The sequence below is a fragment of the Endozoicomonas sp. ALD040 genome (genome assembly GCF_049275945.1).
Taxonomy (GTDB): domain Bacteria; phylum Pseudomonadota; class Gammaproteobacteria; order Pseudomonadales; family Endozoicomonadaceae; genus Endozoicomonas_A.
The window spans coordinates 4,055,979-4,080,859 of sequence record NZ_CP184829.1; the positions used below are offsets into that span (position 1 = coordinate 4,055,979).

20 protein-coding genes and 1 pseudogene are annotated in these 24,881 nt (G+C 46.8%); 14 read left to right on the top strand and 7 right to left on the bottom strand.

Annotated features, from left to right (window positions below):
- Positions 1-93: 93 nt before the first annotated feature.
- The gene (locus ACOJUN_RS14925) at positions 94-804 is read left to right on the top strand and encodes a DNA-3-methyladenine glycosylase I (protein ID WP_422132734.1); all 711 of its coding nucleotides are present in this window, start codon (positions 94-96) and stop codon (positions 802-804) included.
- Between the two features lie 188 nt (positions 805-992).
- Here ACOJUN_RS14925 and ACOJUN_RS14930 read toward each other — a convergent pair whose 3' ends face one another.
- Entirely contained in the window at positions 993-1,859 is an 867-nt protein-coding gene (locus ACOJUN_RS14930) for a hypothetical protein (protein WP_422132735.1), read from the bottom strand.
- A 272-nt stretch (positions 1,860-2,131) separates the two neighbouring features.
- Here ACOJUN_RS14930 and ACOJUN_RS14935 point away from each other — a divergent pair, with 272 nt between their 5' ends.
- Together ACOJUN_RS14935 and ACOJUN_RS14940 are read left to right on the top strand one after the other, a co-directional pair.
- Complete coding sequence (locus tag ACOJUN_RS14935) at positions 2,132-3,796, top strand: ankyrin repeat domain-containing protein (RefSeq protein WP_422132736.1); 1,665 nt, start codon at positions 2,132-2,134, stop codon at positions 3,794-3,796.
- A gap of 355 nt (positions 3,797-4,151) precedes the next feature.
- On the top strand, positions 4,152-6,623 hold the full coding sequence (locus ACOJUN_RS14940) for an F-box/WD repeat-containing protein (RefSeq protein ID WP_422132737.1): 2,472 nt from the start codon (positions 4,152-4,154) through the stop codon (positions 6,621-6,623).
- Between the two features lie 67 nt (positions 6,624-6,690).
- Here the strand turns inward: ACOJUN_RS14940 and ACOJUN_RS14945 are convergent, their stop codons facing one another.
- Positions 6,691-6,870 carry a hypothetical protein gene (locus ACOJUN_RS14945; protein ID WP_422132738.1) on the bottom strand — a complete coding sequence of 60 codons (180 nt, stop codon included), beginning with the start codon at positions 6,868-6,870 and terminating at the stop codon, positions 6,691-6,693.
- 543 nt (positions 6,871-7,413) lie between these two features.
- On the opposite strand from ACOJUN_RS14945, the gene ACOJUN_RS14950 reads away from it, so the two are divergent.
- On the top strand, positions 7,414-8,025 hold the full coding sequence (locus ACOJUN_RS14950; RefSeq protein ID WP_422132739.1) for a YceI family protein: 612 nt from the start codon (positions 7,414-7,416) through the stop codon (positions 8,023-8,025).
- 109 nt (positions 8,026-8,134) lie between these two features.
- Here ACOJUN_RS14950 and ACOJUN_RS14955 read toward each other — a convergent pair whose 3' ends face one another.
- Positions 8,135-9,973: a hypothetical protein gene (locus ACOJUN_RS14955; RefSeq protein ID WP_422132740.1), complete on the bottom strand. Its 1,839-nt coding sequence runs from the start codon at positions 9,971-9,973 to the stop codon at positions 8,135-8,137.
- Positions 9,974-10,057: 84 nt separating this feature from the next.
- On the bottom strand, positions 10,058-10,498 hold the full coding sequence (gene trxC / locus ACOJUN_RS14960; RefSeq protein WP_422132741.1) for a thioredoxin TrxC: 441 nt from the start codon (positions 10,496-10,498) through the stop codon (positions 10,058-10,060).
- A 148-nt stretch (positions 10,499-10,646) separates the two neighbouring features.
- Here trxC and ACOJUN_RS14965 point away from each other — a divergent pair, with 148 nt between their 5' ends.
- Positions 10,647-11,063 (top strand): response regulator, encoded by a 417-nt coding sequence (locus ACOJUN_RS14965; protein ID WP_422132742.1) that lies wholly within the window; start codon positions 10,647-10,649, stop codon positions 11,061-11,063.
- A 66-nt stretch (positions 11,064-11,129) separates the two neighbouring features.
- On the opposite strand, the gene leuS is transcribed toward ACOJUN_RS14965, so the two are convergent.
- A complete protein-coding gene (gene leuS, locus ACOJUN_RS14970) occupies positions 11,130-13,727 on the bottom strand; it encodes a leucine--tRNA ligase (protein WP_422137078.1) in 2,598 nt (865 codons plus the stop codon).
- Here leuS and ACOJUN_RS14975 point away from each other — a divergent pair.
- Entirely contained in the window at positions 13,716-14,117 is a 402-nt protein-coding gene (locus ACOJUN_RS14975) for a hypothetical protein (protein ID WP_422137143.1), read from the top strand. The two genes, leuS and ACOJUN_RS14975, sit on opposite strands and share 12 nt — an antisense overlap.
- A gap of 191 nt (positions 14,118-14,308) precedes the next feature.
- On the opposite strand, the pseudogene ACOJUN_RS14980 reads toward ACOJUN_RS14975, so the two are convergent.
- Positions 14,309-14,875: pseudogene (locus ACOJUN_RS14980) on the bottom strand (trypsin-like serine protease); the annotation flags it as partial.
- 114 nt (positions 14,876-14,989) lie between these two features.
- Here ACOJUN_RS14980 and ACOJUN_RS14985 point away from each other — a divergent pair.
- The 8 genes from ACOJUN_RS14985 to hslU all read left to right on the top strand — a co-directional run bounded on the left by ACOJUN_RS14985 (position 14,990) and on the right by hslU (position 23,503).
- Positions 14,990-15,253 (top strand): hypothetical protein, encoded by a 264-nt coding sequence (locus ACOJUN_RS14985; RefSeq protein ID WP_422132743.1) that lies wholly within the window; start codon positions 14,990-14,992, stop codon positions 15,251-15,253.
- A 22-nt stretch (positions 15,254-15,275) separates the two neighbouring features.
- A complete protein-coding gene (locus ACOJUN_RS14990; RefSeq protein ID WP_422132744.1) occupies positions 15,276-16,340 on the top strand; it encodes a hypothetical protein in 1,065 nt (354 codons plus the stop codon).
- Positions 16,341-16,682: 342 nt separating this feature from the next.
- Positions 16,683-17,813: a hypothetical protein gene (locus ACOJUN_RS14995; protein WP_422132745.1), complete on the top strand. Its 1,131-nt coding sequence runs from the start codon at positions 16,683-16,685 to the stop codon at positions 17,811-17,813.
- Between the two features lie 92 nt (positions 17,814-17,905).
- Positions 17,906-18,283: a hypothetical protein gene (locus tag ACOJUN_RS15000; RefSeq protein ID WP_422132746.1), complete on the top strand. Its 378-nt coding sequence runs from the start codon at positions 17,906-17,908 to the stop codon at positions 18,281-18,283.
- A gap of 48 nt (positions 18,284-18,331) precedes the next feature.
- Positions 18,332-18,931: an SPOR domain-containing protein gene (locus ACOJUN_RS15005; RefSeq protein ID WP_422132747.1), complete on the top strand. Its 600-nt coding sequence runs from the start codon at positions 18,332-18,334 to the stop codon at positions 18,929-18,931.
- A 71-nt stretch (positions 18,932-19,002) separates the two neighbouring features.
- The gene (locus ACOJUN_RS15010; RefSeq protein WP_422132748.1) at positions 19,003-21,105 is read left to right on the top strand and encodes a S9 family peptidase; all 2,103 of its coding nucleotides are present in this window, start codon (positions 19,003-19,005) and stop codon (positions 21,103-21,105) included.
- A 411-nt stretch (positions 21,106-21,516) separates the two neighbouring features.
- Positions 21,517-22,065 carry an ATP-dependent protease subunit HslV gene (gene hslV, locus ACOJUN_RS15015; RefSeq protein WP_257255452.1) on the top strand — a complete coding sequence of 183 codons (549 nt, stop codon included), beginning with the start codon at positions 21,517-21,519 and terminating at the stop codon, positions 22,063-22,065.
- Positions 22,066-22,162: 97 nt separating this feature from the next.
- Entirely contained in the window at positions 22,163-23,503 is a 1,341-nt protein-coding gene (gene hslU, locus ACOJUN_RS15020; RefSeq protein ID WP_422132749.1) for an HslU--HslV peptidase ATPase subunit, read from the top strand.
- Between the two features lie 4 nt (positions 23,504-23,507).
- Here hslU and ACOJUN_RS15025 read toward each other — a convergent pair whose 3' ends face one another.
- On the bottom strand, positions 23,508-24,770 hold the full coding sequence (locus tag ACOJUN_RS15025; protein ID WP_422132750.1) for an LPS O-antigen chain length determinant protein WzzB: 1,263 nt from the start codon (positions 24,768-24,770) through the stop codon (positions 23,508-23,510).
- Positions 24,771-24,881: the final 111 nt, after the last annotated feature.

Consider the following 24,881-nt stretch of genomic DNA (forward strand, 5'->3'; position numbering starts at 1 on the left):
AATACACATTTTATCAGTAACTATCAATGTTCAATTTTTTTTGAGCACTGTATACACTTTTCGGCAAACCTTTGCCAGAAATATGGAGTGGCCATGAAGCCAGAACGCTATGATGTCATCTTTGAACGTGCCTGTGAACGCAAGGGGGGAGAAGCAGCCGTTGAATCCTTGCTGGTAAAACCCCTTTCCAATGACCAATTAAGAAGTATTCCGGATGACCGCTATCTTGCAGAACTTACCCGCAAGGTTTTTCAGAGTGGATTTGTCTGGAGAGTTGTGGATCAGAAATGGCCTGACTTTGAGGAGGTATTCTGGGGTTTTGATATTGACAAGTTGCTGATGATGCCTGACGACATGCTGGAGCGAAAAGCAACTGACCCTAAAATTATTCGTCATCTCAAGAAGGTCTGGAGCATCCGGGAAAATGCCCTGATGATCCATGATGTACGACAGAGAGAAGGTAGCTTTGCACAGTTTGTCGCGCTCTGGCCTGAAGATAATATCATTGGGCTTTGGGCCTATCTGAAAAAACATGGCAGTCGTCTGGGCGGCAATACCGGCCCCTATGCCCTGAGGGCATTGGGCAAAGATACCTTTCTGATGACACGGGATGTTGAAGGCTATTTTCGTGCTATGAAAGTCATTGAAGGCAGTGCAACCAGTCAGAAAAGCCAGAAAGCCATCCAGTTATTCTTCAATCAGCTCAGGGAGACCAGTGGTCGATCGTTGGCCGAACTTAGCAGAATATTGGCTTTTGGTGTCGGTGATAACCATGTTCAGGCGTTGGCTGACATGGCACACTGAATAAAATTTTATTGGTCAGCAAAGTATCACGATTGGCCGTCCTCCATCGGAGCCACAGCCTGCCCTACCTGCCCTGAGAATAAGTCAGATCAAAATGGCACCGCCATGCTAAGCGGGTATACATCAGTAGGCAAGTTTCTGAAGAAATAATGTTTTTCAGGGTCCTTCTGACTTCTCAAATCAGAACGCTAAATATCACCCAGCATATTTTTGAGATGAAAGCGTCCGATGTCCAGCTCCGGTGTCCAGAAGTCTACTTCGTGCAGGTATTCCATCTTGGCGCTTAGTTTTTCCAGTTCGGGTTTGATTGCTCTTGAACGAAACAGAGGGTCATTTACCTGTCGGACAATACAATCAGCGTAGGCTTGGTAGGTCTCTGACTTGTCTTCTTCAGGGAGTCTCAGGGCCTGCTCGAGGTCACGATAAGTTCCGATAAAATCACCATCAAGGAGTTTTTCTTTGGCTTGTTCACGGAAATAGGCCGTGGTCACTGGAATGGCAAACATAGCCAGATCTTTTGACCAGATGTGTTTCAGCCTGAGAGCTTCAAGCTGACGTATGATGTTTTTAAGCGGAACCTGATTTTCAAGTTCATGGTTCAACAGGCCCAGCCAGGAGCTTATTTGAATTTCATCAATGGCCTCGGTAAATTCATGGGGGGCATCTCCCAGGGCATAGAAACGCTCTATGGCCTTAATAGCAGGAACAAAACTTCCGTTACCATAATGAATCATCACCGCAATAAAAGCGGCTTTGCCAGCAATCTTTAGCTTCTTTTTCCCTTTGGGCTCCTCACTCCAGCGAATGAGAGAGTCCTGAATGGCCGAATTATTGGCGCGAATATAATCCAACTCCTGATTAATTTGTTCGGGCGAGTATTCATTGACCAGCATGAAACAGAAAAGAGATTCCAGCAGCTTGATCTGATTCTGGGCAACGGCATCCTTGAGTTTCTGACTCAGCTCGGCTCGAGTCATTTTTTCTGATAGACCCGGGTAAGGGCTGTTGCTCTCTTCTGGCATAAGGTTTTCAATGGGTTCAGCTGCTTTATTCATGGTTCCTTCCGGTCTGTCACACCTTAAAAAACACGCTGTTTTGCAGGCGATGTGGCTTATATCGGCCATATTTCCGGTATCTGAGAGCAGTTTGTCAGTTTATGCCAGTTGATTCAGTGATTTATACCCATCGTGCTTTCTAACTCTCATGTAATGTATATACATCGCCGTACGCCCATAAACCCGGAAAAATAAACTGATGAATGGGTAAATTGTTGATTTACTTCACCCAGAGCCGATAAATCGGTCATTATTGTGACTCAGGAATAGCGATGAAAACAGGACCACGCCTGCCGAATGATCAGGTTCAATCTGATCAGATGCCCCGGCAACAGGACTTGGATTCAGGGCGTTTTAAGCACTGGTTAGTCAAAAGTACGGTCGGTCAAACTTTTCTGCATACGCTGTCTTTAGCAATCACTCAATCCACAACTTTGCTCAGTCGGGTAACGCAAATTATATTATTGCCTTTGCTCCACCTGATTGGTCATGGAGAGCTTCTGTCAACCAGAGCGCAGAAAATTGAGCAATCGAAATCAGAGCCGCAGCAAAGATTACCGTTTTTGGTCATGAATCTGATGTCACTATCAACCCGGTTTGATGATGAAGATAAGGCAAGACTTTATGATTTCAGTGACGGCTGTTGCTATGGTCTTGCCTCAAGCTACGTACTATACGAGCAGATGGGATGTACAGAGGAATATGATGAACTTTTGAGCACTGTCAGTCAGGATCCGGCACTGGGCTGGGTATTCTGGAATAACCACTATGATCATCTGGCGGATGCTATTCTGGATGCCCAGCAGATGTTTAAAGCCGATCCTGCCACGCAGGATCATCAGGCGCTCTTGTTATTAAAACTGCGGCCTTTTTGTGAATCGTTACTGGCTTTTCAGGCACCGGCAACCACGACGTTGCAGGAAGAAGTGCCTGTGCAAAATACAGAGAAGACTGCACAATGGATTGTCTCAGCGGCTGGTAGCAGTACTCCGGTCTTACATTCAACTCCCTGGTACCCCATTGGGCTTACCCAATCCGGGTTGCGCTTATTATTAAACGAGATCGCAGAAACGATTCCGGAAGGCCGGGGAAGCCGTCTTTTTCACCTCGCAACCGGCAGACATATCCTATCTCTGAAGTTGACTCCCGAAGGATTTGAAATCAGGGATCAAAATATTCGTAACTATAAGGAGTTATTTAAAAAGGAACGGGACTTGTTCGCCTTTGCCGCTGGCTGCCTGGCCGACTCTTTAAACACCAGTCAAATCTTTTCATCAGGCATAGCTATTCCAGACGAGTCAACGGATACCGTATTTGCCATCAAGGAATTCACAAACCTTTCATCAGCCAGCAGCAACTCAGGGTACAAGCGTCTTGAAATCCTGTTAGCGGAAATTCCGGAATCCGGGCTTTTACCCATAAATCATCGTAACCCTCATAATTTCAATCAGTTGCTACTGGCTGTTAAATGTGGAACCAGTGAAGTGGCTGAAACAGTGATGGTTAAAGCCACGGAGGTCGCAGACATAGATCCAGACTTTTTCAATCAGCAAGATGATTTTGGCCAGACTGCCCTGACTTGGGCTGCACTCCAGAATTATACAAATGTCGTGGATAAGTTGTTAGATCAGCCGGGCATTCGTACCAATCTACCCAGACAAGATGGTGCAATACCATTACACTGTGCCTGTCATTATGGTCACGCCGAAATAGTGGAAAAGTTACTCGTCAGACCTGATGTCCAAATAAATCACAAAACGAATGAGGGCGAAACCCCGATACAGATTGCGATCAAAGCCGGGCATATTGAAATCGTTAAACGTCTTCTTGAAGAAGGTGCTGATATTGAAACATCTTCAGAAGCCTTAGCCCCTGAGGCATGTCGTGGTGAAATCAGGGAGCTGATAGAGACAGAGCTGAAGAAGCGTGGGTTATAGCCAGCAGAGAAAGCACAAAAAAGCGCTTTTTACTGAAAGTGCTTGAGTGTTGTTTACGTTCTTCTTATTGAACTCCGGCACAATAGCCCCAACGAATCAGGTGGGGGATAGGTGCTCTCTGGAAACATTCAGAACCAGGTGATGTACCAAGACCTGTTTACATGGACAGAATAACCACCTGCCGTTTTTGGCACCAGCTTATGAACATTCGCCATCTCAGTTGTTCCCATGAACTTTTTCTTTGTAAGTCAGTCAAAGCCCATATGAGCTTGACCAGGTATAGCGCCCGTCTCGCTTCGGGGGCGCTATGTCGGTCAGGCTCCTGGATAAATAACCAGCTTAAAGGAATAAGAGTATGCAGGGCATTCGCAACCTATCGAAGAATACTGTCGGTGCAGCTTTCGAATTGAGGTTTTATGGCAATGAGTCCAGAAAGCCAGTTATTTTGTTACAGGCCCGTGAAGACGACAGCTATTACTTCTTTGCTGGCAAATCCGTTAAGGCTGTCAGAAAGGTTTCTGCCTTCTTTTCCAATGCTGACACCTGTTACATTCATACGCAGGACGGCATCTCACGGTTCCACGCACGCCCTGTCTCAGATATTAAGTCTCTGTTTTCTCCTATACCGGATGCTCAGACTAACTCAGCAAGCACTGACAATTCTCCTGTCACAATTAGCTCTACCTCCGTTGACAGTGTTGACAATAAAACATTACTCCCGGAGAGCGCCGCCCACCCTGAAAAACAGCAGCCCTCAACATCGGAAGATGTAACGCCAGCGCCTGAGCTCAAACCTGGACATATCCTGGATCACTCTTACGCGACGCCACAGAAGCCTTTAAGCCCGGATACCCATCTTGTTGGCAAGGCTCATGGCTCTTCGACTCCAGTTGCCATGACCAATGATCCGGTAGAAAACGTTACCAGCACTCCTGTTGCCATTGTTCCTGATCAGGACTTCTTTCCATTACTGGCTCTGCCAGAGGAGGTTATATCCCGGATCTTGGGTTATTTATCCCACAGAGATGCAGTAGCGATGGAAGAAAGCTGTCTGCGTTTAAGGGAAATAGCTGCTTCGGTTCTGAGTGCCAGGAACATCGCCAGCAGCAGGGTATGGTTCAAACAGTTCGCGCCATCACAACAGCAGATATTCATACAGATCGCCAAAAATTTCAGTGAACCTCAACTCAGAGCCTGGTTGATGCAGTTTACCCGGGATAAAATGCTGGTGAGTCATCTCTGTCGCCAGTCAGACAGGGAGGTGACAGACAACTCAGAGGCCCGGAGCCCGGAAAAGATACCATTGTTCCCTCAACTCCTGTTTTACCAGGTGAGTCAATTGATGATTGACAGTCCGGTTTTGCAGCCGGATCTGGTAGCAGACATTCAGTGCAAGTCCTACATAGTCGAAACCGCCATACTCAGCCACGATGCCAGCTACCTGTTGACCGATTGTTATGGCGCCGATGGCAGAGCAAAAATTCATGCTCTGGCGGCGAAGAACAGTGACTGCCAGCAGATCCACATTCCTCATGTTGGCAGGGTCAGGCAGGTCATCTGTAGCGCAGATAACCGCCATATACTGAGCTTCTGTACCCAATGTACGGTAAAAATCACCAGCCGTTCTGACGATGACCGCTGGGCAGAGCAATTTTGCATTGTCCATAAAAAAAAGATCAGATCAGCCAGCTTCAGCCCCGACAGTCGGCATGCGGTGACGGTCAGCGGCGATAAAAATGCGTACATCAGTTCAGTAGACCAGGATGGCCGCTGGGCATTAACAGCGACGATTGTCCATGAGGGGGATGTTTGTTCAGCAAACTTCAGCCCTGATAGCTGCCTTCTAGTGACCGCCAGTGAAGACCATACCGCCAAAATCCATAGGCGTGCAGCTAACGGCAAATGGTTGCCGATAACCACCTTGCAACACAAAAACAAAGTCATCTCAGCCGAGTTTAGCCCGGATAGCAAGCATATCATCACTGTCTGGACTAATCAGACTGGTAAGTTTGGACAAACAGCAACGATTTACAGCGTTAACCCTGATGGTTGCTGGACAGAAAAAGCCGACATTACCCACTCCGACAGGGTCTGCTCAGCCACCTTCAGCCCCGACAGCTGCCATGCAGTGACGGCCAGTCTCGATCACACGGGTACCGTCTTCAGTTTTGATAGCGACAACAACTGGCAGAAAAATGCGCTGATCAACCATACAGGGAGGGTCAGCTCTGCCAGCTTTAGCCCCAATAGTCTGCTGATAATAACCAGCAGTGATGATCACTCGGCGAAAATTTACGGGTTTGATACAGACCACAGGCGCTGGACAGAGCAAATGGCCATTATGCATGAAGATAAAATCAATTCTGCCCTGTTCAGTGCTGATAGTCGCCATATTTTGACACTATCGAGCAACGACACATCAGAGCCCAAAAACAATTGTAAAGCCTTAATCCACTCTCTCTGTACCGAAGGGCAGTGGCTGCCTGGCGCCAATATTGAGCTAGAGGGCGGGGTCTGTTCAGGTCAGTTCAACCACGATGGCACCCATGTTGTCATCAACGACTTTTCAGGCGATGCCCAGATCCTTGGCTGTGGCAAAGATGGCAAATGGTCGCGTAAAACTCTCATCCGCCATCCATACTCGCTCAAATCATCAGAATTCAGCACCAACGGCAGCCATCTCGTCACCATTAGCAGCAAGGGGAAGCGGATTAAAGTCTGGCGCCTCTGCGGGGTAGAGGCAGCGCCAACATCCCATTCAAAAGGTAAACGTGCTGCAGCGTCATCGTTATTGTCGCCGCCTCCAAGTAAAAAGGCTCGCAGGTGAACGGTTAGCAAAATCGTCGTAAACCCTCGCCCAATCGAGGGTGTTGTAAAACTTCAACAGCTCGTTCTCACGCTCTGAAGTCGTCATTCCCGCGAAGGCGGGAATCCATCGCCAACGGTGGATCTCTGCCTTCTCGGGGATGACAAGGCCAGGGGGACACCGGGCAGTATGGTTCTGGTGGTGAGTCATTGTGGATTCCCGCCTTCGCGGGAATGACGAGAATGAAGCCGGGAATGACGGGAGTCAACTCGTTCCCAGGCTGGAGAGAGTTTTGCGACACCCTCAATCGGGCGGGGATATAAGACGGGAACGCAGAGCGTTCCGGTTGAGTATTTGTACGTAGTTGGTTGTATTTTCCATCGGTCTGTCTCTATGCAGAGACTCACGGTGACGAAAACCAAGCACTGTTAACAAAAAATTAAGGCAGAGACAACTGCCCAACCGCCCTTGAAGAACCAGACGAGCCCATACCTGAGTGACCCGTTAAGGCTGCGGCAAATCAAACAAAAGACCAATAAATAACCGAGGGGCACCCGGTTACTGCTGATGGAGGCTTCTGTGTAAGTCCAGTCGCTATAGGCTGGCTGTAGCCTGTGAAGTCAGAAGCCTCGCCTGACAAGGCAGGGAGTGTCACAGACTATCTTGGAATAGCCACTTATGATCAAAAATTATTGCCATTTTCAGACGGTGTGCCATTGAGGTTAGTGCGTCTGGTTTGATTTTTGATTGGATTGAGTGCTTAACTGGCAGAAACGCCCAGTAAATACCTCTACGTTGGAGGAATGGAGCCATGAGGTTTCAACCTGCCCCGATTAATTCCAAGGGAAAAAAGATGAAAAAAATCCTTTTATTTCTATTAGTGTTAACTGCTTGCGGACTCAGTAAAGCGGCGCAATACGAACTAAACCGGGATATATCAAGAGTGTCATTTGCTACGGTGAAGTTAGAGTACGTTATTGAGCCGGCTTCAATATCCTCTCTAACGGGCAGTATTAATGAAACCGGTCTGTTAACTCTGGATATTCCAATCTCTGGCATTGACACTGGCATTGGAATTAGAAATGAGCGCTTGAATAAGCTGTTTTTCCAATCAGATTTATTTCCCAGTGCTAAGGTTTCTGCACAAATTTCCAACTCATTATTAGCCCCTGAGACAGTGGTTAAGCAGCTAACTGTGCCGGCAAAAGTAACCCTTTATGGCCAAACACAAGAGCTGGAATTTCCAGTCAATGTGGTAAAGTGCGGAAATCTATTGTCGGTGGCCAGCACAGAGCCGGTTATCATTCGAGCTTCTCAATTTGGTATTCCGGCTAAAAATCTGACAGAACTGGCTAAAACTGTGGGACAGATCCCGATTTCTGAGACCGTTCCTGTCAATTTTTCATTAGTATTCAGCAAATAAAATAGATCTACCTGGAAAGCAGGATGGCGGGATTAGTTCTCTGTTCTTGCTTGATGGTGGCCAACCATCGAGTGCAGCCAAGTGGTATGGAATATACCTCCTGGCTGCACTAATTTTGCTTGGACAGCTCTTTATATTTGGTGACAATATTTTCCAGACTTTTCTTTTCTGTATCCATGATGTCCTGAACACTCTTTGGGACCTTGTTCATGTTTATCTGGCTCATTTCGCTTAACAGTCCTTTTGCCTGGTTGTTCAGCTCTTCGAGCTGACCGGCTGTTAAATTTTGACCCTTATTTCCTCCGGCTGTTAAATTTTGATCATCATCTTTTTTGGTGTTCTTCAGGCGCAGTTCGGCAAATTTTTCGGTGACGGGGTGAGCGGATTTTAGCCAGGGTGTGCAATGATCGAGGGTGTATTGAAAACTGTTCACCCGTGCTACCTTGAAAACACCTGTACCATGGGTTTTCTCGGTAATGCTTTCCAGAGGCACTTTACCGAAAGGCGTGTCATCCAGGCGTACTTTGTATTTACCTTCTGTCCTGTTCTTGAGGTCATTCAGCAGCGTCGTGTAATTCTGGTATTCCTGCCGGGATATAGTGTCCAGTTGTTGATTCAGCCATTGGGATACTTCTTTACCCGAGTTGGGCTCAAGGTCCTGCAGACTCATGGGGTCAAGATGGCCGTGCTCGGACAGGGGTAACATCATCTGACTGACTGCCGCCATTCTCACATTTCTGCCGAGCTGATGTTGGTCAAAGAAACGATAGAAGCCGGTAAGGCTTTCACCTTTTTGGAAAGCAATGTCTTCCAGTCTGTTCCTGAGTCCTTTCTGGGTATCCGAAGCACTGCTTTTGTTACTGAGGATTGAGGAACCTGGTACTTCATGCTTGAACCATTTTTTATCGACACCCCCTTTTTCGGATGCCCCCGTCAGAGCCATGGCTCTCAGATATCGGGTGAAAAATTTCGGCATCTGCTCTTTCCAGGGGGTGTCCTTGCGCTGAGCGAGACTTTTGGACATATATTTTGCCGGTGCATCCAGTGCCGCTTGTCTTTTTCTCTGGCGTCTGGCCGGAAGAGAAATTTCAGTGATAGGAGCGGCTGGCTCTGTCTCAACCTTCTCTGATGGTGTGACAGGCGTTTTCTGAATGCTCGCTGGCTCTTTGCTTTTTGCAGTCGGAGCTACACTATCGGGCAGTGAGCTGGTGCGGACTGGTGGTTTTGGAGGCACTTTTTTAACGGTTCTTTCCGGGGGAGCTTGCTTCAGAAGTTCTTTACCCTTTGTTTCCAGACGCCGATAAAAATGCTTCTGCAAGTCTTTTATCGCAGCGGGATCGTCTGCGAGTTCCGGGATTCCCAGTTTTTGGGCTGCGCCCCTCAGGGCTTCCTGTACGTCAGAGAACGCATCATCTCCCTCAGCACAGGAGCCGGGTTTGAAGGTTGCAATCAGTTCCCGGTACTCTGCCTGCTTGTCCGTTGCCCATGATATTTTGGCCAGGTGATGGTCCAGTAGATTGCTGGTCGCTTTTTGCATAGCGGCAGTCTGAAGCAATGTGTTCGTTGGAGGTGTCGCAGGCTTGCTAATGGATCGACTGGCAACTGATTTAGCTTCCTGGGGTCTTTCAGTCAGCACCTGGCTTCTGGGTCTGAGTGGGGTCTTCTGCTCAACAGAGGGTTGTTTCTGCGGCTTAAGATCGGTCGCCGACGTTGCCTGTCTGCGCGGTTGGGACGATGTCTTGTACATTTCTTTAGGCGTTGGAGGTATAACCCGGACGCCCCGTTTATAGATGGACTTTTTTTCAGGAGTCACCTGATCTTCAGAAGAGAGCATCTTAGTGACGACATCACTCAACGCCTTGACTTTGCCATCCTTGGAAACCCGTGTGCTCTGCTCAGGCTGTATCCATTTTGGACCCTGACCTGAGGTTTTGTCGATCAAGCTCATACTGTCCCTGTATGCCGTTTTCTATCCGTTCCTTAAGAATAGTAGAGCATTAGTTGTTCTATTTATTATTGCCTCTGGTTTTTATTAGCTTTTGGCCGCATTTTTAATCCACTTCTTCAGCTGATTGGCGGGCAGGGCACCGGATATACGGCCAATTTCTTTCCCGCATTTGAACACAATCAGGGTTGGGATAGAGCGGATGTTCAATTGCGCTGCAATTTGCTGGTGCTTTTGAGTATCGAGTTTTGCCAGTCTTATGTTGGGTTCGAGTTCACGGGCTGCTTCGGAAAAGGCTGGAGCCATGGCTTTACAGGGACCGCACCAGGGAGCCCAGAAATCCACCACAACCGGTATATCGGTCTGGGCCAGAAAACGTTTGAAATTACCGGAATTGAGTTCTACGGGTTTGCCGTAAAAGAGTTTGTTCCTGCATTTACCGCAAGAGCCCCCGTCTTCCAGGCGCTCTTTAGGGACCCGGTTGGGAGTGCTGCATTTGGGGCAGGCGATTTGCAAGGGCTGAGACATATCATTACCTGGGACAAATGAAGAATTTTACGTGATATATGTGGGGGATTATGACTCGTTAATAGAGCATAAGACCAGATGCATTAATGCAAACTCTGGGTTAACCGCTAATCTGAAAGTAGGGCAATTGTTATAAGAAGGTTAAATCATGGACGTTTACCAAATCGTTGAGTCCGGTGTGCTGGAGAACAAGAAAGTGCTGGTGGCTGAAGATAATCCCGCCAATCAACTGGTGCTGAAGAAGTTACTCAAGAAAGTCAATATTGAGCCGGTTTTCGCAGAAAACGGTCAGGAAGCTCTGGAATACTGCAAGAGTGATCCGGAGAGCTGGGACCTGATTCTGATGGACTGTGAAATGCCCGTCATGGATGGTTACACTGCCACCGAAGCAATCCGGGAGTTTGAACAGGAGGCCGGAATAGAAGAGCATACTATTATTGGTCTCAGTGCTCATGCTATTGACGAGTTAAAAAATAAAGCCTTATCCAGAGGCATGGACGACTACTTAACCAAGCCTATTGAGCGTGATTATTTATTTCAAACCCTGGTCGATTATCTCGGCTGAATGACGTCTCAGGAAAAAGGCCAGCAAAAATGCTGGCCTTTTTGACAGGGGGCTGGCGTTAACCGATCAATTGGCAACGATATTAACCAGTTTGCCGGGTACTACAATCACCTTGCGAACAGTCTTTCCTTCAGTAAACTTGGTTACATTTTCCTGCTCAAGCGCCAGCTTTTCAATCGCACTTTTATCCATGTCGGCTGGAACTTCCAACTTTGCACGAACTTTGCCGTTGACCTGAACCACCATGGTGATGGCGTCTTTCTCCAGGGCAGACTCATCCACCGCAGGCCAGCCAGCCTGAACCACAGGCTCTGCATGACCCAGGGCATTCCAGACGCTGTGCATAGCGTGAGGAGCAATAGGTGCCAACATCAGAGTGGAGGCCTCCAGGGCTTCACGAAGAACGGCACGAGCCTGATCACTGTTGTCCCGGAACCGGGCAATCGCGTTGTTCAATTCCATGATGGCAGCAATAGCGGTGTTAAAAGTCAGACGACGTTCGCAATCATCGGAAACCTTTTTGATAGTTTCGTGAGTTTTACGACGCAGGTCTTTCTGTTCCTTGCTCAAAGCCTTGCTGTCCAAAGCAGGTACATCTCCGGAAGCCAGATGTTCAGAAACCTGTTTCCAGAAACGACGCAGGAAGCGGTGAGCGCCTTCAACAGCGCTTTCGGACCATTCCAGGGTCTGCTCGGGAGGTGCAGCAAACATGGTGTACAGACGGATAGTGTCGGCACCGTACTTATCGATCAGTTCCTGTGGATCAATACCGTTGTTTTTGGATTTGGACATTTTGCTCATGCCCGCATGCTCAACGGTTTCACCGGTTTCCTTCAGGGTGGCTTTGATCAATCGACCTTTGTCGTCCAGTTCAAAGTCTACTTCGTTTGGTGCAATCCAGTGCTTCAGGCCCTTATCGTCCAGCTTGTAAAAGGTATCAGCCAGAACCATGCCCTGACAGAGCAGCTTTTTGAAGGGTTCGTCACTGTCAACCAGGCCGGCATCACGAAGCAGTTTGTGGAAAAAACGGGAGTAAAGCAGATGCATAACGGCATGTTCAATACCACCAATGTATTGATCGACAGGCAGCCAGTAGTTGGCAGCCGCCGGGTCCAGCATTTGTTCGTCAGTCTTAGGAGAGCAATAACGAGCGTAGTACCAGCTGGACTCCATGAACGTATCGAAGGTATCGGTTTCACGGGTTGCTGTCTGGCCGTTATGGGTGGTTTTAGCCCACTCAGGATCGGCCTTGATGGGTGAGTGAACACCATCCATCTCAACATTTTCAGGCAGCAGAACCGGAAGATCTTCCAAAGGGACTGTGACTTCAGTGCCATCTTCCAGATAACACATGGGAATCGGAGCTCCCCAGTAACGCTGACGACTGACTCCCCAGTCACGCAGACGGTAGTTAACCTGCTTTTCACCTTGGCCCAAAGCAATCAGCTTGTCGGCAATTGCATTGAATGCTTCCTGAGAAGTCAGGCCGTCAAATTCCCCGGAGTTGATCAGCTTGCCTTTTTCAGTGAACGCTTCTTTGGACAGGTCACACTCTTCGCCGTTTGCGGGCTCGATGACTTGTTCGATAGCCAGTTCAAAGCGGGTAGCAAATTCGTAGTCACGCTGATCATGACCGGGTACCGCCATAACAGCGCCGGTGCCGTAATCCATCAATACAAAGTTGGCAGCCCAGACAGGTACTTCTTTACCCGTCATTGGGTGAATGGCTCGAATACCGGTATCGACACCCACTTTTTCCATGGTGGCCATTTCTGCCTCGGTGACACCGTTGGACTTACATTCTGCAATGAAAGCGGCCAGTTTCGGATTATTAGCAGCCGCAGCTTTGGCAATAGGATGCTCTGCAGCAACGCCCACGTAAGTCACACCCATCAGCGTGTCCGGGCGTGTGGTGTAGATCTGGAATGCTTCCGGTGATCCGGCAACGGGATTGGCCACTTTGAAGGTCATCTGAACACCTTCGGAGCGACCAATCCAGTTGCGCTGCATGGCTTTAACCTGATCAGGCCAGTCTTCCAGCTGATCCAGATCAGCCAGCAGTTCGTCAGCGTAAGCCGTGATTTTCACAAACCACTGGGGCAGCTCTTTACGCTCCACCAGAGTGTCGCAACGCCAGCAACGGCCATCTTCTACCTGTTCGTTGGCCAGTACGGTGGCGTCGTTGGGGCACCAGTTCACAGAAGACATTTTCTTGTAGACCAGACCCTTTTCGTACAGTTGGGTGAAGAACCACTGTTCCCACTTGTAGTAGTCCGGTTTGCAGGTGGCCAGCTCACGGTTCCAGTCATAACCGAAGCCAAGACGCTTGAGCTGACCTTTCATGTAGTCAATGTTTTCGTAAGTCCATGGGGCTGGAGCGGTTTTGTGTTTGATAGCGGCGTTTTCTGCCGGTAGGCCGAAGGCGTCCCAACCCATGGGTTGCAGGACGTTTTTACCCTGCATACGTTGATAACGGGATACCACGTCGCCAATGGTGTAGTTGCGAACGTGGCCCATATGCAGTCGGCCGCTGGGGTAAGGGAACATGGACAGACAATAGTACTTTTCCTTGCCGGCCTCTTCACTGACAGCAAAACTGTCATTCTCTTCCCAGTATTTCTGGGCTTCTGTCTCAATCTTGTGCGGCTGGTAATGCTCTTCCATCATGGCTCTTTGCGAGAATCTGGATTTAAAGGGTTTCAAACTCTGCAATTAAAAATTTGCAAAATGTACAAATTTTTAATTGCAGAGCGGAGAAGAACACGGGTGTTCAGTATAACCTGCGAAGCATACATGAGTGAGGGCAGCGGGGGTAGCGCTTCTGGAATTTTTTGTTATGGGGCTTGTAGAACAATGTACAACAGAGCAGGCAGGGCAACAAAATGTGAGTTTGATGATGTACTGGATGAAGTATTTGAGGTGGACCTGGTCGATGTATTGGGTGAAGTAGATGTATTGGGTGAAGTAGATGTATCGGTTGAAGTAGATATATTGGATGAAGTGGGTGTACTGGATGTAGCTAACTTACTCCAGTTTTCTAAAATAAGTGAATGACCAGAAATAAACCAGGTGCCAGAATGCGCCTGATACACTTCTTCTAACGCAATTGAGTCACTGATGAATTCATGATTGAAAGACAGAGATACTTTATTCTGAAAGATTGCACCCGCTAAAAACGAGATGTTGACAGAAGAATGATGTATTCCTAATACATAAGTCTCGTTGTTCCGAAAATAAAACAAAGGTCCTCCTGAGTCGCCATTCTGCGATGTACCCCTATACCAAAGTCGATAGACGTCGGTTCGACATTTAAAGGGCCAATATAAAGAAGCTGATCGTAATATTTTTTTACCTGCATAACCAGCAGTCATTGGATGGGGCGCAACTTCCCGGAGATCAGGGCATGTTGCATTTAATTGCATTTTTGGAGGTGCTATGTTCACTGAATCCTCCAGTTCAATGATTGCAATGTCGTGTATTGTGTTCGGATGTCTGTAATCAGGGTGCTTGATATATCTAACAGCCTCTCTAACTGGAGCATGAGCTTTATTAAAGAAAAAAAGTCGTAGACTATCATTTTCGCTTAATGAACTTACACAATGGGCTGCAGTCAACAGATGAATGTCAGATATTAGTACTGCTGTACATAATGATGAGGGGGAGGATGAGAAGGCAATCCATGGATATGTGTCAATGGGCACTACTGATGATGGCACATATCGTTCAACTCTATCCAATGATGCGGCAAAAACATCTTTGAATATAAAGGTGTAAAAAAACAGAGTTAAGATTGCGTTTTTGTTTGCATGCACGGATTCAGCTCTCCTGAATCTATGAAAGTTGCTTACGAAATTAGCATATTTTGCTTGTTCTGCAATTGCTATCTTTATTGCGCAGCAGCACCTGAGTGTGGCAAGCAAACGTTCATGAAGCGTTTTTCATTGGAAGTTCATAAGATAAAAGCGCGTTATCCTGATGCGACTTATGTGGGTGTTGCATACACAGCGGCTGACAACTGGACATTTCTGGAGCTACTAACATTACAGCTGACTCAGGTCTTGCTCTTATTAACCATTATTGATGGAAGTAGATATGTTTTCAGTATTGAAGATCTGGTTATCCGGATTCCCGGTAATATTGGCTGCTTTGTGGATAGATTCTGGATACTCTTGTACTCACCCCAGAGCTGAAGTTCAGGCTCGTTGTGAAGAGGTGTTAAAAGCAAATCCGGGTATTTTTACTCGTTTTGTTTTTCATGACGATCCGGGTGTGAGTCTGAGGGGCATTCTGAAAACCCGAAATACTCTGCATATTGTAACCAGTGATTATGCCCTGGATGCTCCGATTACCGTATCAGGTTATTTCGTCAATGTGGGGATTATTGGTGTTGCCACTGATGGCAAATATCCAACATTGTCATTGACAGGACCAATGTTATCCCATGGCGTTGATGCGTTCATTCGAGTTTCAGACTTCAGGTTATTGTATCTCGATGGGTTTGAACTGGATGCCGGTGGCAGCTTTGCTAATTTTTACGGCAATCTTAACCATTTTATTCATGCCAGTAATGATAGAGTTACACTGAAGAATCTCAAGTTACACAAAGCTGATGAATCTATTGATAGCGCTATCTATGTGGAGCACTCCAAAATACTGGAAGTCAGCCATTTAGAAATCTGGACAGATGGGTACAGAGAACCACCATTGCTTGAAACCAGAAAGGTTGATGAAGTGTACTTGAGTGACAGTACGGTGCATGGCTACCCATCAGAATGCACACTGATTTTGCATGAAAACAGTTATCAGGTGTCGTATTTAAATGTTGCCTTACCCATTAAACAAGAACGTTTTTCGTATGTGTTTGCTTACCCGGGAATTTCTATCGTTTATAAAGATCCTGAAAAATTCAGTGCCAATTTGAGTTTCGAAAATATAAGAACCGATCCGCCCTCATATCATGATCCCGATCTTGACTGGGTTCAGGTTCCTTTATGGGTAAATGGTCCTGATCAGGTTCACGCGAGCGTTACCTATAAAAATAACACGTTTGACCGGGCAAATACTCTCATGTTTCTTACTGATGTTCATTGGAAGGGAGATGCTGCAGCCATACCTATCCTGAAAACACCTCAATATGAGGCATTTTTAAAAGAAGATTTTGTTCCAAAATGCCTTCATAGAAAGTATCCATCAGCTTCTATAAAAGGGAATAAAGAATTAATAGAGTTGCGAATATCATTAGATAAACTATTAAATATTAGCGAGCGAGAACTCTAAGATAATGCCTGCTCTTATTATGATTTTTCATTTAAGTCTGTTTGTCGCCTTAGCATTTGACTTATTTGCCTGAGGGTGGTTCACCTGACGGAATGTTTCTGAATTGATTTTTTGAATTGTTTGACCATTATAAGTACCTAACCAGTTGGTTTCACATATTCTGGACGGCGGCTTTTTCCACCCTTCTGCGTTCCAACTCTGGTTGCGTAGCTACGGCTACGCGCCCGTCGTTGCGCCTTGAAGGATGAAAAAATCCACTCGCCAGAATATGCGAAACCAACTGGCCAGGTACTTACATGATTCAGCTTTTGCTAATGCTAACTATTTTTAACGGAAATAGATATGTTTTCAGTATTGCAGATCTGGTTATACCGATTTCCAATAATGTTGTCCGCTTTGTGGATAAATGCCGGATATTGTTGCACTCACCCCAGAGCTGATGTTCAGGCTCGTTGTGAAGAGGTTTTAAAAGCATTTCCGGGTGTTTTTACTAATGTTGTTTTCCATGACAATCCGGTCAGAAGTCTGAGGGGTAATCTGAAATCCCGAAATACTCTGCATATTGTGGCCAGTGATTTTGCTCTGTATGATCCGATTACCGTGTCAGGCAGAGCTGTCAATGTGGGTATTGTTGGTATTGCCACTGATGGCAAGTATCCAACTGTGTCATTGGCGGGGACAATATTTTCCAACGGTGTTGATGAGTTTTTTCGGGCTTCAGACACCCAATTGCTGTATCTCGATGGGTTTGAACTGGATGCCGGTGGCAGCTTTGCTAATTTTTACGGTAATCTTAATCACTTTATCCATGCCAAGAGTGACGAGGTTACGCTGAAGAACCTCAGGTTACACAAAACGGGTGAGTCTATTGAAAGCCCTATTTATGTGGAGCACTCCAAAAAACTGGAAGTCAGCCAGATTGAAATCTGGAATGATGGGAATAAAGAGCATCCAGTGGTTGCAACCAGGGAGGTTTTTAAAGTGCAATTCAGCGACAGTACTGTGCATGGATTCCCATCAGAATGCACACTGATTTTGCATGAAAACAGTCATATTGTGTCGTATTCGAACTTTACCTACCCTGTTAAACATTCACAGTCTTGGCAATCTGGAGTTACCCCGGGGATTTTTATCGTTTATGAAGATTATGGAATGTTCGCTGCCAAATTGAGTTTTGAAAATATAAAAACTGAACCATCCGCATCCCATGACCCCGCTTTTGATGAGATCCAGGTCCCATTATGGGTAAAACGTCGTTATGGTGAGGTTCACGCGATCATTACCTATAAAAATAACGCTTCTGACCGACAAATGACCGGCATATTTCATTCTAATGTTCCTTGGTGTATCAATGATAAAATCAGTTATTTTCCAAAAAAAACTGATAAGGAGGACAAGTTAAGTGAATATTTTGTTCCAGAATGCCTTCAGAGAAGGTATCCAACCGCTCACATAGAAGGAAATACAGAATAAATGTGGTCGTCTAAGTCATAGAAACAAATAAACAATGCGTGGAAAACCAGAGTTATCTGATTTGTATTCCTTGTGTTCATGTCAGTGGTGACATGGTTACGCTGAAAAACCTGAAGTTACACAAAACCAATCAATCTTCAAAAAGCACTGTCTATTTGGAGCATTCCAGGCAATTGGAAGGCAGTCGTATAGAAATCTGGGGAGATGGAAATAGAAGACAACAACTGATTGAAACCAAAGAGGTTCATGAAGTGCATTTCTGCGACAGTACAGTGCATGGATTTACGGCGGAATGTAATCACCGGTCTGAGATGGCCCTTTTCAGCTCGGGATTGGTCACCAGGACCGGATGTAAAGTCACAAGGTGTCGTGACTTCGTGGTAACTATGGGGAACCGTGGTAATATGATCCTGTTCGTTAAAGTCGTCTTGTTAAAAAGGATATTGTGCAAAAATCCGGTTCATGAGTGACGATGAGTTTCTTGCTTTTTCTCTTGAAACAGATTTTGCATCAGGCATATGAGCACCCGTACTCCAACAAGAAGAGGCGCCAGCAAGGCCGCTTCGAAAAAGAAATCCAATCAACAGTCGAAACTGCCAGGCTGGATGTGGCTGGTAACCGGTTTTGCGGCTGGCTTTTTTGTGGCTTTCCTGATCAAGCTGACACCGGCTCCTGTTTCCGTTAATGCTTCTATGGAGACAGCTGAAACGGCTCAGTCGGGTAAGGAACGCCCGGAGCCGGTCTTCGATTTTTATACCGTGCTGCCCGAGCAGGAAGTGATTCTGCCTGAACCGATTGAACGCCAGTCGCCACCTGCAGTCAGTGTCAGTGAAAAAACTGGCTCCAAATCCGTGCCTGAAGCGAAAACAGCTACTAAGCCCGGTGTGAAGTATTTGTTGCAGGCTGGTTCATTTCGAAGTGCCAAAGACGCCGATCGTCTGAGGGCGCAGTTGCTTTTGGCAGGTCAGGAACCCAGGGTCGTCAAGGTAACCGTGGGTGCAGGGGAGTCGTGGCACAGGGTGCAGCTGGGGCCTTTTGATACATCAGAAAGTATTGATCAGGCAAAGCAGGTGCTGGCTGATTTCAAGATTGATGGTCTGTTATTGAGAATGAAATAGCTGGATTCACCCACTTATACTCCCGAATGATAAAGTGCCATAAGCGAAGAAAAATGAATCAGGTGATAAGTATGAAAGCACCGGTAGCCCAAAAAATAGCCCACGAGATCGTTCAACATGGTACCAGCAGGGTTGATGACTACCACTGGCTGAGAGATAAAAACTGGCAGAAGTTTATTGCCGGTGATCTGGATTTTGATAATCCGGCGGTTCTTGAATACATCCAGTCTGAAAACGCCTACAAAGATGAGTTTATGAAAGGCTACAAGGATGTTGAAGAAACTCTCTACGGTGAAGTTCTTTCCCGTATCAGGGAAGACGATGAATCCTGGCCGGTCAAAGAAGGTGGTTTTTTCTATTACTCAAGAGAAGAAAAAGGCAAGGATTATTCGATTCTCTGTCGCAAGCAGGGCTCAAGAGAGGCGCCTGAAGAAGTCTACTTTGACATAAACAGGGAAGCAGAAGGTAAAGAGCTTTATATCTTCGGTGCTTCAGGCACCAACCTTAAGCAGACTCATTTTGCCTACAGCTTCAATCTGACCGGTTCAATGGAGAGAACTATCCGGGTTCGAGATCTGGAGACAGGACAGGATCTGGATTGGGAGTTTGCAAACAGTACCGGGTCTTTTCTCTGGCACGGCAATGAGCATCTGTACATTGTTGAGCGGGATGAGTCAGGTCGTGGTCGTGATGTATACAAAGTCCATATCCATAAAGGTGTTGCTGAAAAAGAGTTAATCTTTTCCAAGCCTGAAGAATACGACAGCATGTTTTTGTCATTATCACGAACCAATGATCGTGAGTATTTCATGATTCATCTGGATAGTGGTTCGACGCATGTCGTGTATTTGGCTGGACGGGATTCAGATCAGTTTGAAAAGTTTGCTGTGGGCGAGAACGATGTCTCTTTCTCTCTGGAACATTACAGGGGCGACTTCTACATTCTGACCAATCAGGATGGAGCCAACGACTTCAAAGTTATGAAGTGTCCGGCAGCTTCTGAAATGACGATTGCTCAGGAAATGTGGCCCCAGGAAAACTGGCAGGAGTTTCTGCCTGAGCAGAAGAACCTGTGCCTGGGCGGTATCCATTTCTATAGCCACTTTCTGATCGTTGAGCGCAAGAATAACCAGAAAGTACTGGATGAAGTGGCTGTGATGGATATGGATTCCGGAACTCTCTCAATCATCTCAATGCCGGATGAGGCTTATTGTCTGGATTTTTATGGTGACTGGGATCATCAGGCAACCGTTGTCAGGTTAGACTACGATTCACCTGTATCGCCAAACACGGTGTTTGAGTTGAATCTGGAAAATGGTGCTTTGACAGAGGTTTATCGCAAGGATGTTCCCAACTTTAATGCCGCGCTTTATGAAGTGAAGAGAGAGTTTGCCATGGCTCGAGATGGTGAGCAGGTGCCACTGACCATTATCTGCAAAAAAGGAACGAAGCTGGATGGAAGTAACAAGGCCATGGTGTATGCCTATGGTTCTTATGGCTATGGAATGCCGGCAGGTTTTTCTTCGCCTAAATTCAGTTTGATTGATCGCGGCTTTGTCTATGCCATTGCACATGTCAGGGGCGGGGATGACAAGGGGTATAGCTGGTATCTCAATGGCAAAATGCAGCACAAAATGAATACCTTTAATGATTTCATTGATTGCTGTGAGTACCTGGTTCGTCGTGGCTATATGGCCCGGGGTAATATTGCTATCAATGGTGGCAGTGCGGGCGGTCTGCTGATGGCAGCCGTGACCAATATGAGACCCGACCTGTTTGGTTGTGTTGTTGCCGATGTGGCTTTTGTCGATGTGATCAATACCATCAGTGATGCGTCTTTGCCCCTGACTGCGCCAGAATGGGAAGAGTGGGGTAACCCGATCACCAGCAAAGAAGACTTTGATTACATCTCAGGTTATTCGCCCTATGACAACATAGAAGCAAAGGACTATCCGCCTACGCTTTACAACTCGGGGATATCCGATGAGCAGGTCACTTATTGGGAACCCACCAAAATGGTGGCCAAACTAAGAGCCTTGAAAACCGACGATAACCCCCTGATCCTCAATATGAAAATGCATGCGGGTCATGCCGGTGCCAGCAAGCGTTACGAATGGATAGAGGAGATTGCATTTGATTACGCCTTTATCCTGAAATGTTTTGATAGGATGTAAGTACTCAACCATACGAAATCATATTTTCTGACTTATTGTTCAGGCACTCGCGGCAACTGCTCCTGCGTTGCTCTAGCTCCTGCATCCATGCAGTCGTGATGCGTTGCAACTCTGGTCACATAGCTTGCTATGTTCCCGTCGTTGCGCCTTGCAGAGCACCTGCCCAATAAGCCAGAAATATTCGATTCCGTATGGCTGAGTACTTAACGGACTGTCAGGCGCGGAAACACTATTAAGTGTTACCATGGGGTTAATTTCGAAATTTTCTAATGCGAAAAATCAGGCGGATAACCCACTGGTCAGGAGCGCGTTATGCGGTATGAAAAGTTTTTCCCTGCCGCCCCCTTGATAATTCTGTCTCGCCCCCAATATTAATCGACGAATCAAGCAAAATGCTAAAAGGAGCCCACCTTGGAACAGTATCGCGGCACCACCATTCTGTCCGTTCGTCGAAACGATAGTGTGGTCGTAGGGGGTGATGGTCAGGTTTCACTGGGTAATGCCGTCATCAAGGGCAATGCCCATAAGGTGCGTCGCCTGTTCAAAGGCAAGGTTATAGCAGGCTTTGCAGGTGGTACAGCAGACGCATTTACTCTTTTCGAACGTTTTGAAGCCCAGTTGGAAAAGCATCATGGGCGTCTGGAAAAAGCAGCCGTTGAACTGGCGAAAGAATGGCGTACCGACAGAACATTGCAGCGTCTGGAGGCCATGTTGATTGTGGCAGACGCCAAAGCATCTCTGGTCATTACCGGCAATGGTGACGTTATGGTCACTGACGATGGCATTCTGGCCATTGGCTCGGGTGGATTCTTTGCTCAGTCTGCTGCCAAAGCGCTCTACCAGAATACTGACCTGGGTGCGAAAGATATCGTTGAGAAAAGTCTGGAAATAGCCGCAGATGTCTGCGTCTATACCAACCAGAACCGGGTTATCGAAGAAATCAAGATTGAGCAGTCCTGACCAGAAGGCCGAAAGCAGAAATCGGTTACAATCCGGCTTCTCGCTGACAGTGTTTAAATGGTGAATTTACTGATCTTTCGTTAACAGAGTCTGTGACATGTCAAATATGACCCCTCGTGAAATCGTTCACGAACTGAATAAACATATTATTGGCCAGGATGATGCCAAACGTGCTGTAGCCATTGCTCTTCGCAATCGCTGGCGTCGCATGCAGCTGGATGAAGAGCTGCGAAATGAAATTACCCCCAAGAATATTCTGATGATTGGTCCTACCGGTGTTGGTAAGACTGAAGTCGCTCGTCGTCTGGCCAAACTGGCTAATGCCCCTTTTATCAAGGTTGAGGCAACCAAGTTTACAGAAGTGGGTTATGTTGGCCGTGACGTAGAATCCATCATCAGAGATCTGATGGATGCGGCTATAAAAATGCTGCGTGAGCAGGAAGTTGAGAGAGTAAAAGATCGTGCTCTTGATGCCACAGAAGAGCGGATACTCGACGCCCTGCTGCCTCCTCCCCGTTCCTTCTCGGAAGAGTCCGAAAAGCCTCAGGATAATTCAACCCGTCAGGTGTTTCGCAAAAAGCTGCGTGAAGGCCAGCTGGATGAGAAAGAGATCGAGATCGATGTTCGCGAAGCGGCCATGGGTGTGGAAATAATGGCACCTCCCGGCATGGAGGAAATGACCAGCCAACTGCAGAATATGTTCTCGAATCTGAATGCCGGCAAGCAGAAAAAACGCAAGCTGAAAGTCAAGGACGCTCTGAAACTGGTTCAGGACGAAGAAGCTGCAAAACTGGTCAATGAAGACGAACTGAAAACCAGAGCGATTGAGTCTGTTGAACAGAATGGCATTGTCTTCATCGATGAAATTGATAAGGTGGCCAGGCGTTCTTCCGGCTCCAACGCGGATGTTTCCCGTGAAGGTGTTCAGCGGGACTTGTTGCCACTGATCGAAGGCTGCACCGTTTCCACCAAGTACGGCATGATCAAAACGGATCACATTCTGTTCATGGCTTCCGGTGCATTTCACCTCGCCAAGCCATCTGATCTCATTCCAGAGCTGCAGGGTCGTCTGCCTATTCGTGTTGAGTTGAAGGCACTTACCACTAAAGACTTTGTTCGTATTCTGACTGAGCCTAATGCTTCCCTGACGAGGCAATATCAGGCGCTGATGAAAACAGAAGAACTCAATATTTCTTTTGCTGAAGATGGTATTGCCCGTATTGCGGAAGTGGCCTGGACAGTCAACGAGAACACCGAAAATATCGGTGCCCGTCGTCTGCACACCGTGATTGAGCGTTTGCTGGAAGAGATCTCCTACAGTGCAGCAGACCTCTCCCTGAAACACAGCGAATCACCGCTGCTGATCGATGCCGCTTATGTTAACGAGCATCTGGGCGAGCTGGTTCAGGACGAAGACCTGAGTCGCTATATTCTCTGATATTCTAGCCGACCATACTCAGAGAGTTGTGGTCGGCAGCTCGCTTTTTCTCTTCTCTGTTTTTCAGCGCTATCCTGATCAGGGCAAGAAAGACGCCAGCCATCAGCCCTAACATAGCTCCTAAAACGACGATAAGCTTTTTATTGGGTTTAGAAGGTGAAACTGGCACGATCGCAGGTTGCTCTATTTTGGCAGGAATCATGGTAGAAAAGTCCGGGTCCAGTTTTTCTAATTGTTCGAGCTGGTAAACACGACTGGATACACCTCTGATGTAGGGTTTTTCTGCGCTATCTTCTGCATTGGGCCTGCTGTAAAAGCGATACTTCTCAATTCTGCTGCTGACCGCATCAACCCCTGACTTCAGAAGCTTTTCACCCAGTAAGTAAGTAGCTCCATCAATAATGGTTGCATTCACTTGACTGGTCTGGAGTTCCGTAATTCCGGCGGCTTGAGCCTGGGCTAAGGCTTCCTTCAATTCTGTCAGGCGCAGTCTGTTATAAGAGATGAAGTTTGATTCCAGACGATCAATATGACTTTTTATCTGCTTTTTCGTTATTTCAACCTGTGCATGAAAGTTCTCATGCATATTCTTTACGAACCGTTCCTGAGCATAGGGCAAAAGAACTTCATTAATGATCGATGCTGATTCTTCAGGGTTTGAAGAGCTGTATCGAATGTTTGTCCGATTATCATTCTTGCCCGTTGTGATAGCTAAGTTATCAGAAAATGCTTTGTATTGTGCTGCGAGCATTTTTTGATCAGGCGTTGAGCTATTATCGGAAGCAGTGTTTGCAAGAGACGACTTCTGGAATGCGTAACGTCTTGCGGCAGGGCTGGTTAAATACTTCAGGTACAGCTGATAGGCTTCTTCAGTGGTCAGATGCTCGGAGTCCTTGCTTTCACCATTTGAGGCAATCAGGAAAACGTTACTGTTCCAAGCCGCAATATTTGCCGGGGAAGATTCATTTAAGACAGCCTCGGTCGTGTAGCTTACAGGAAGCTTAAAGGCAGCAATCACAGCAATGGCTGTTGCCAGCGTGGTAATCACTATAATCAGCCATTTCTGGGCAAACAGTTTCTCTGCAAGTTCAAAAAGGTCAATTTCATCGTCAGGATAAGGGTCATGGTATAACTGATTTGGGGTCTGTAGGTTATTCATACCTGGGATAAAATCCTTGAGCGTATTTATTCGTTGTAAATTTAATGCTGCAACATTATCCAGAATAAAAGGGTTAATGTCTCCTGTGATTTTATGTTGATCAGGCAAAGACACTTGCAGGTAAAGCTCGGTATTTGATTGTTTTTATAATGCGCAATGGCTGTTACGAGACGCTTCAAAGATGAGTAGCGAAATTTTTCTGGTGAGCACTTCCGGTCG

Bases quoted from the DNA above. Each gene is read 5' to 3' on its own strand.
- ACOJUN_RS14955 (WP_422132740.1), bottom strand. From the start codon at position 9,973: ATGAGCTTGATCGACAAAACCTCAGGTCAGGGTCCAAAATGGATACAG.
- ACOJUN_RS15010 (WP_422132748.1), top strand. From the start codon at position 19,003: ATGAAAGCACCGGTAGCCCAAAAAATAGCCCACGAGATCGTTCAACAT.
- trxC (WP_422132741.1), bottom strand. From the start codon at position 10,498: ATGTCTCAGCCCTTGCAAATCGCCTGCCCCAAATGCAGCACTCCCAAC.
- ACOJUN_RS15000 (WP_422132746.1), top strand. From the start codon at position 17,906: ATGGTTACGCTGAAAAACCTGAAGTTACACAAAACCAATCAATCTTCA.
- hslU (WP_422132749.1), top strand. From the start codon at position 22,163: ATGTCAAATATGACCCCTCGTGAAATCGTTCACGAACTGAATAAACAT.
- leuS (WP_422137078.1), bottom strand. From the start codon at position 13,727: ATGGAAGAGCATTACCAGCCGCACAAGATTGAGACAGAAGCCCAGAAA.
- ACOJUN_RS14935 (WP_422132736.1), top strand. From the start codon at position 2,132: ATGAAAACAGGACCACGCCTGCCGAATGATCAGGTTCAATCTGATCAG.
- ACOJUN_RS14950 (WP_422132739.1), top strand. From the start codon at position 7,414: ATGAGGTTTCAACCTGCCCCGATTAATTCCAAGGGAAAAAAGATGAAA.
- ACOJUN_RS14940 (WP_422132737.1), top strand. From the start codon at position 4,152: ATGCAGGGCATTCGCAACCTATCGAAGAATACTGTCGGTGCAGCTTTC.
- ACOJUN_RS14975 (WP_422137143.1), top strand. From the start codon at position 13,716: ATGCTCTTCCATCATGGCTCTTTGCGAGAATCTGGATTTAAAGGGTTT.
- ACOJUN_RS14985 (WP_422132743.1), top strand. From the start codon at position 14,990: ATGAAGCGTTTTTCATTGGAAGTTCATAAGATAAAAGCGCGTTATCCT.
- ACOJUN_RS14965 (WP_422132742.1), top strand. From the start codon at position 10,647: ATGGACGTTTACCAAATCGTTGAGTCCGGTGTGCTGGAGAACAAGAAA.
- ACOJUN_RS15005 (WP_422132747.1), top strand. From the start codon at position 18,332: ATGAGCACCCGTACTCCAACAAGAAGAGGCGCCAGCAAGGCCGCTTCG.
- ACOJUN_RS14925 (WP_422132734.1), top strand. From the start codon at position 94: ATGAAGCCAGAACGCTATGATGTCATCTTTGAACGTGCCTGTGAACGC.
- ACOJUN_RS14995 (WP_422132745.1), top strand. From the start codon at position 16,683: ATGTTTTCAGTATTGCAGATCTGGTTATACCGATTTCCAATAATGTTG.
- ACOJUN_RS14930 (WP_422132735.1), bottom strand. From the start codon at position 1,859: ATGAATAAAGCAGCTGAACCCATTGAAAACCTTATGCCAGAAGAGAGC.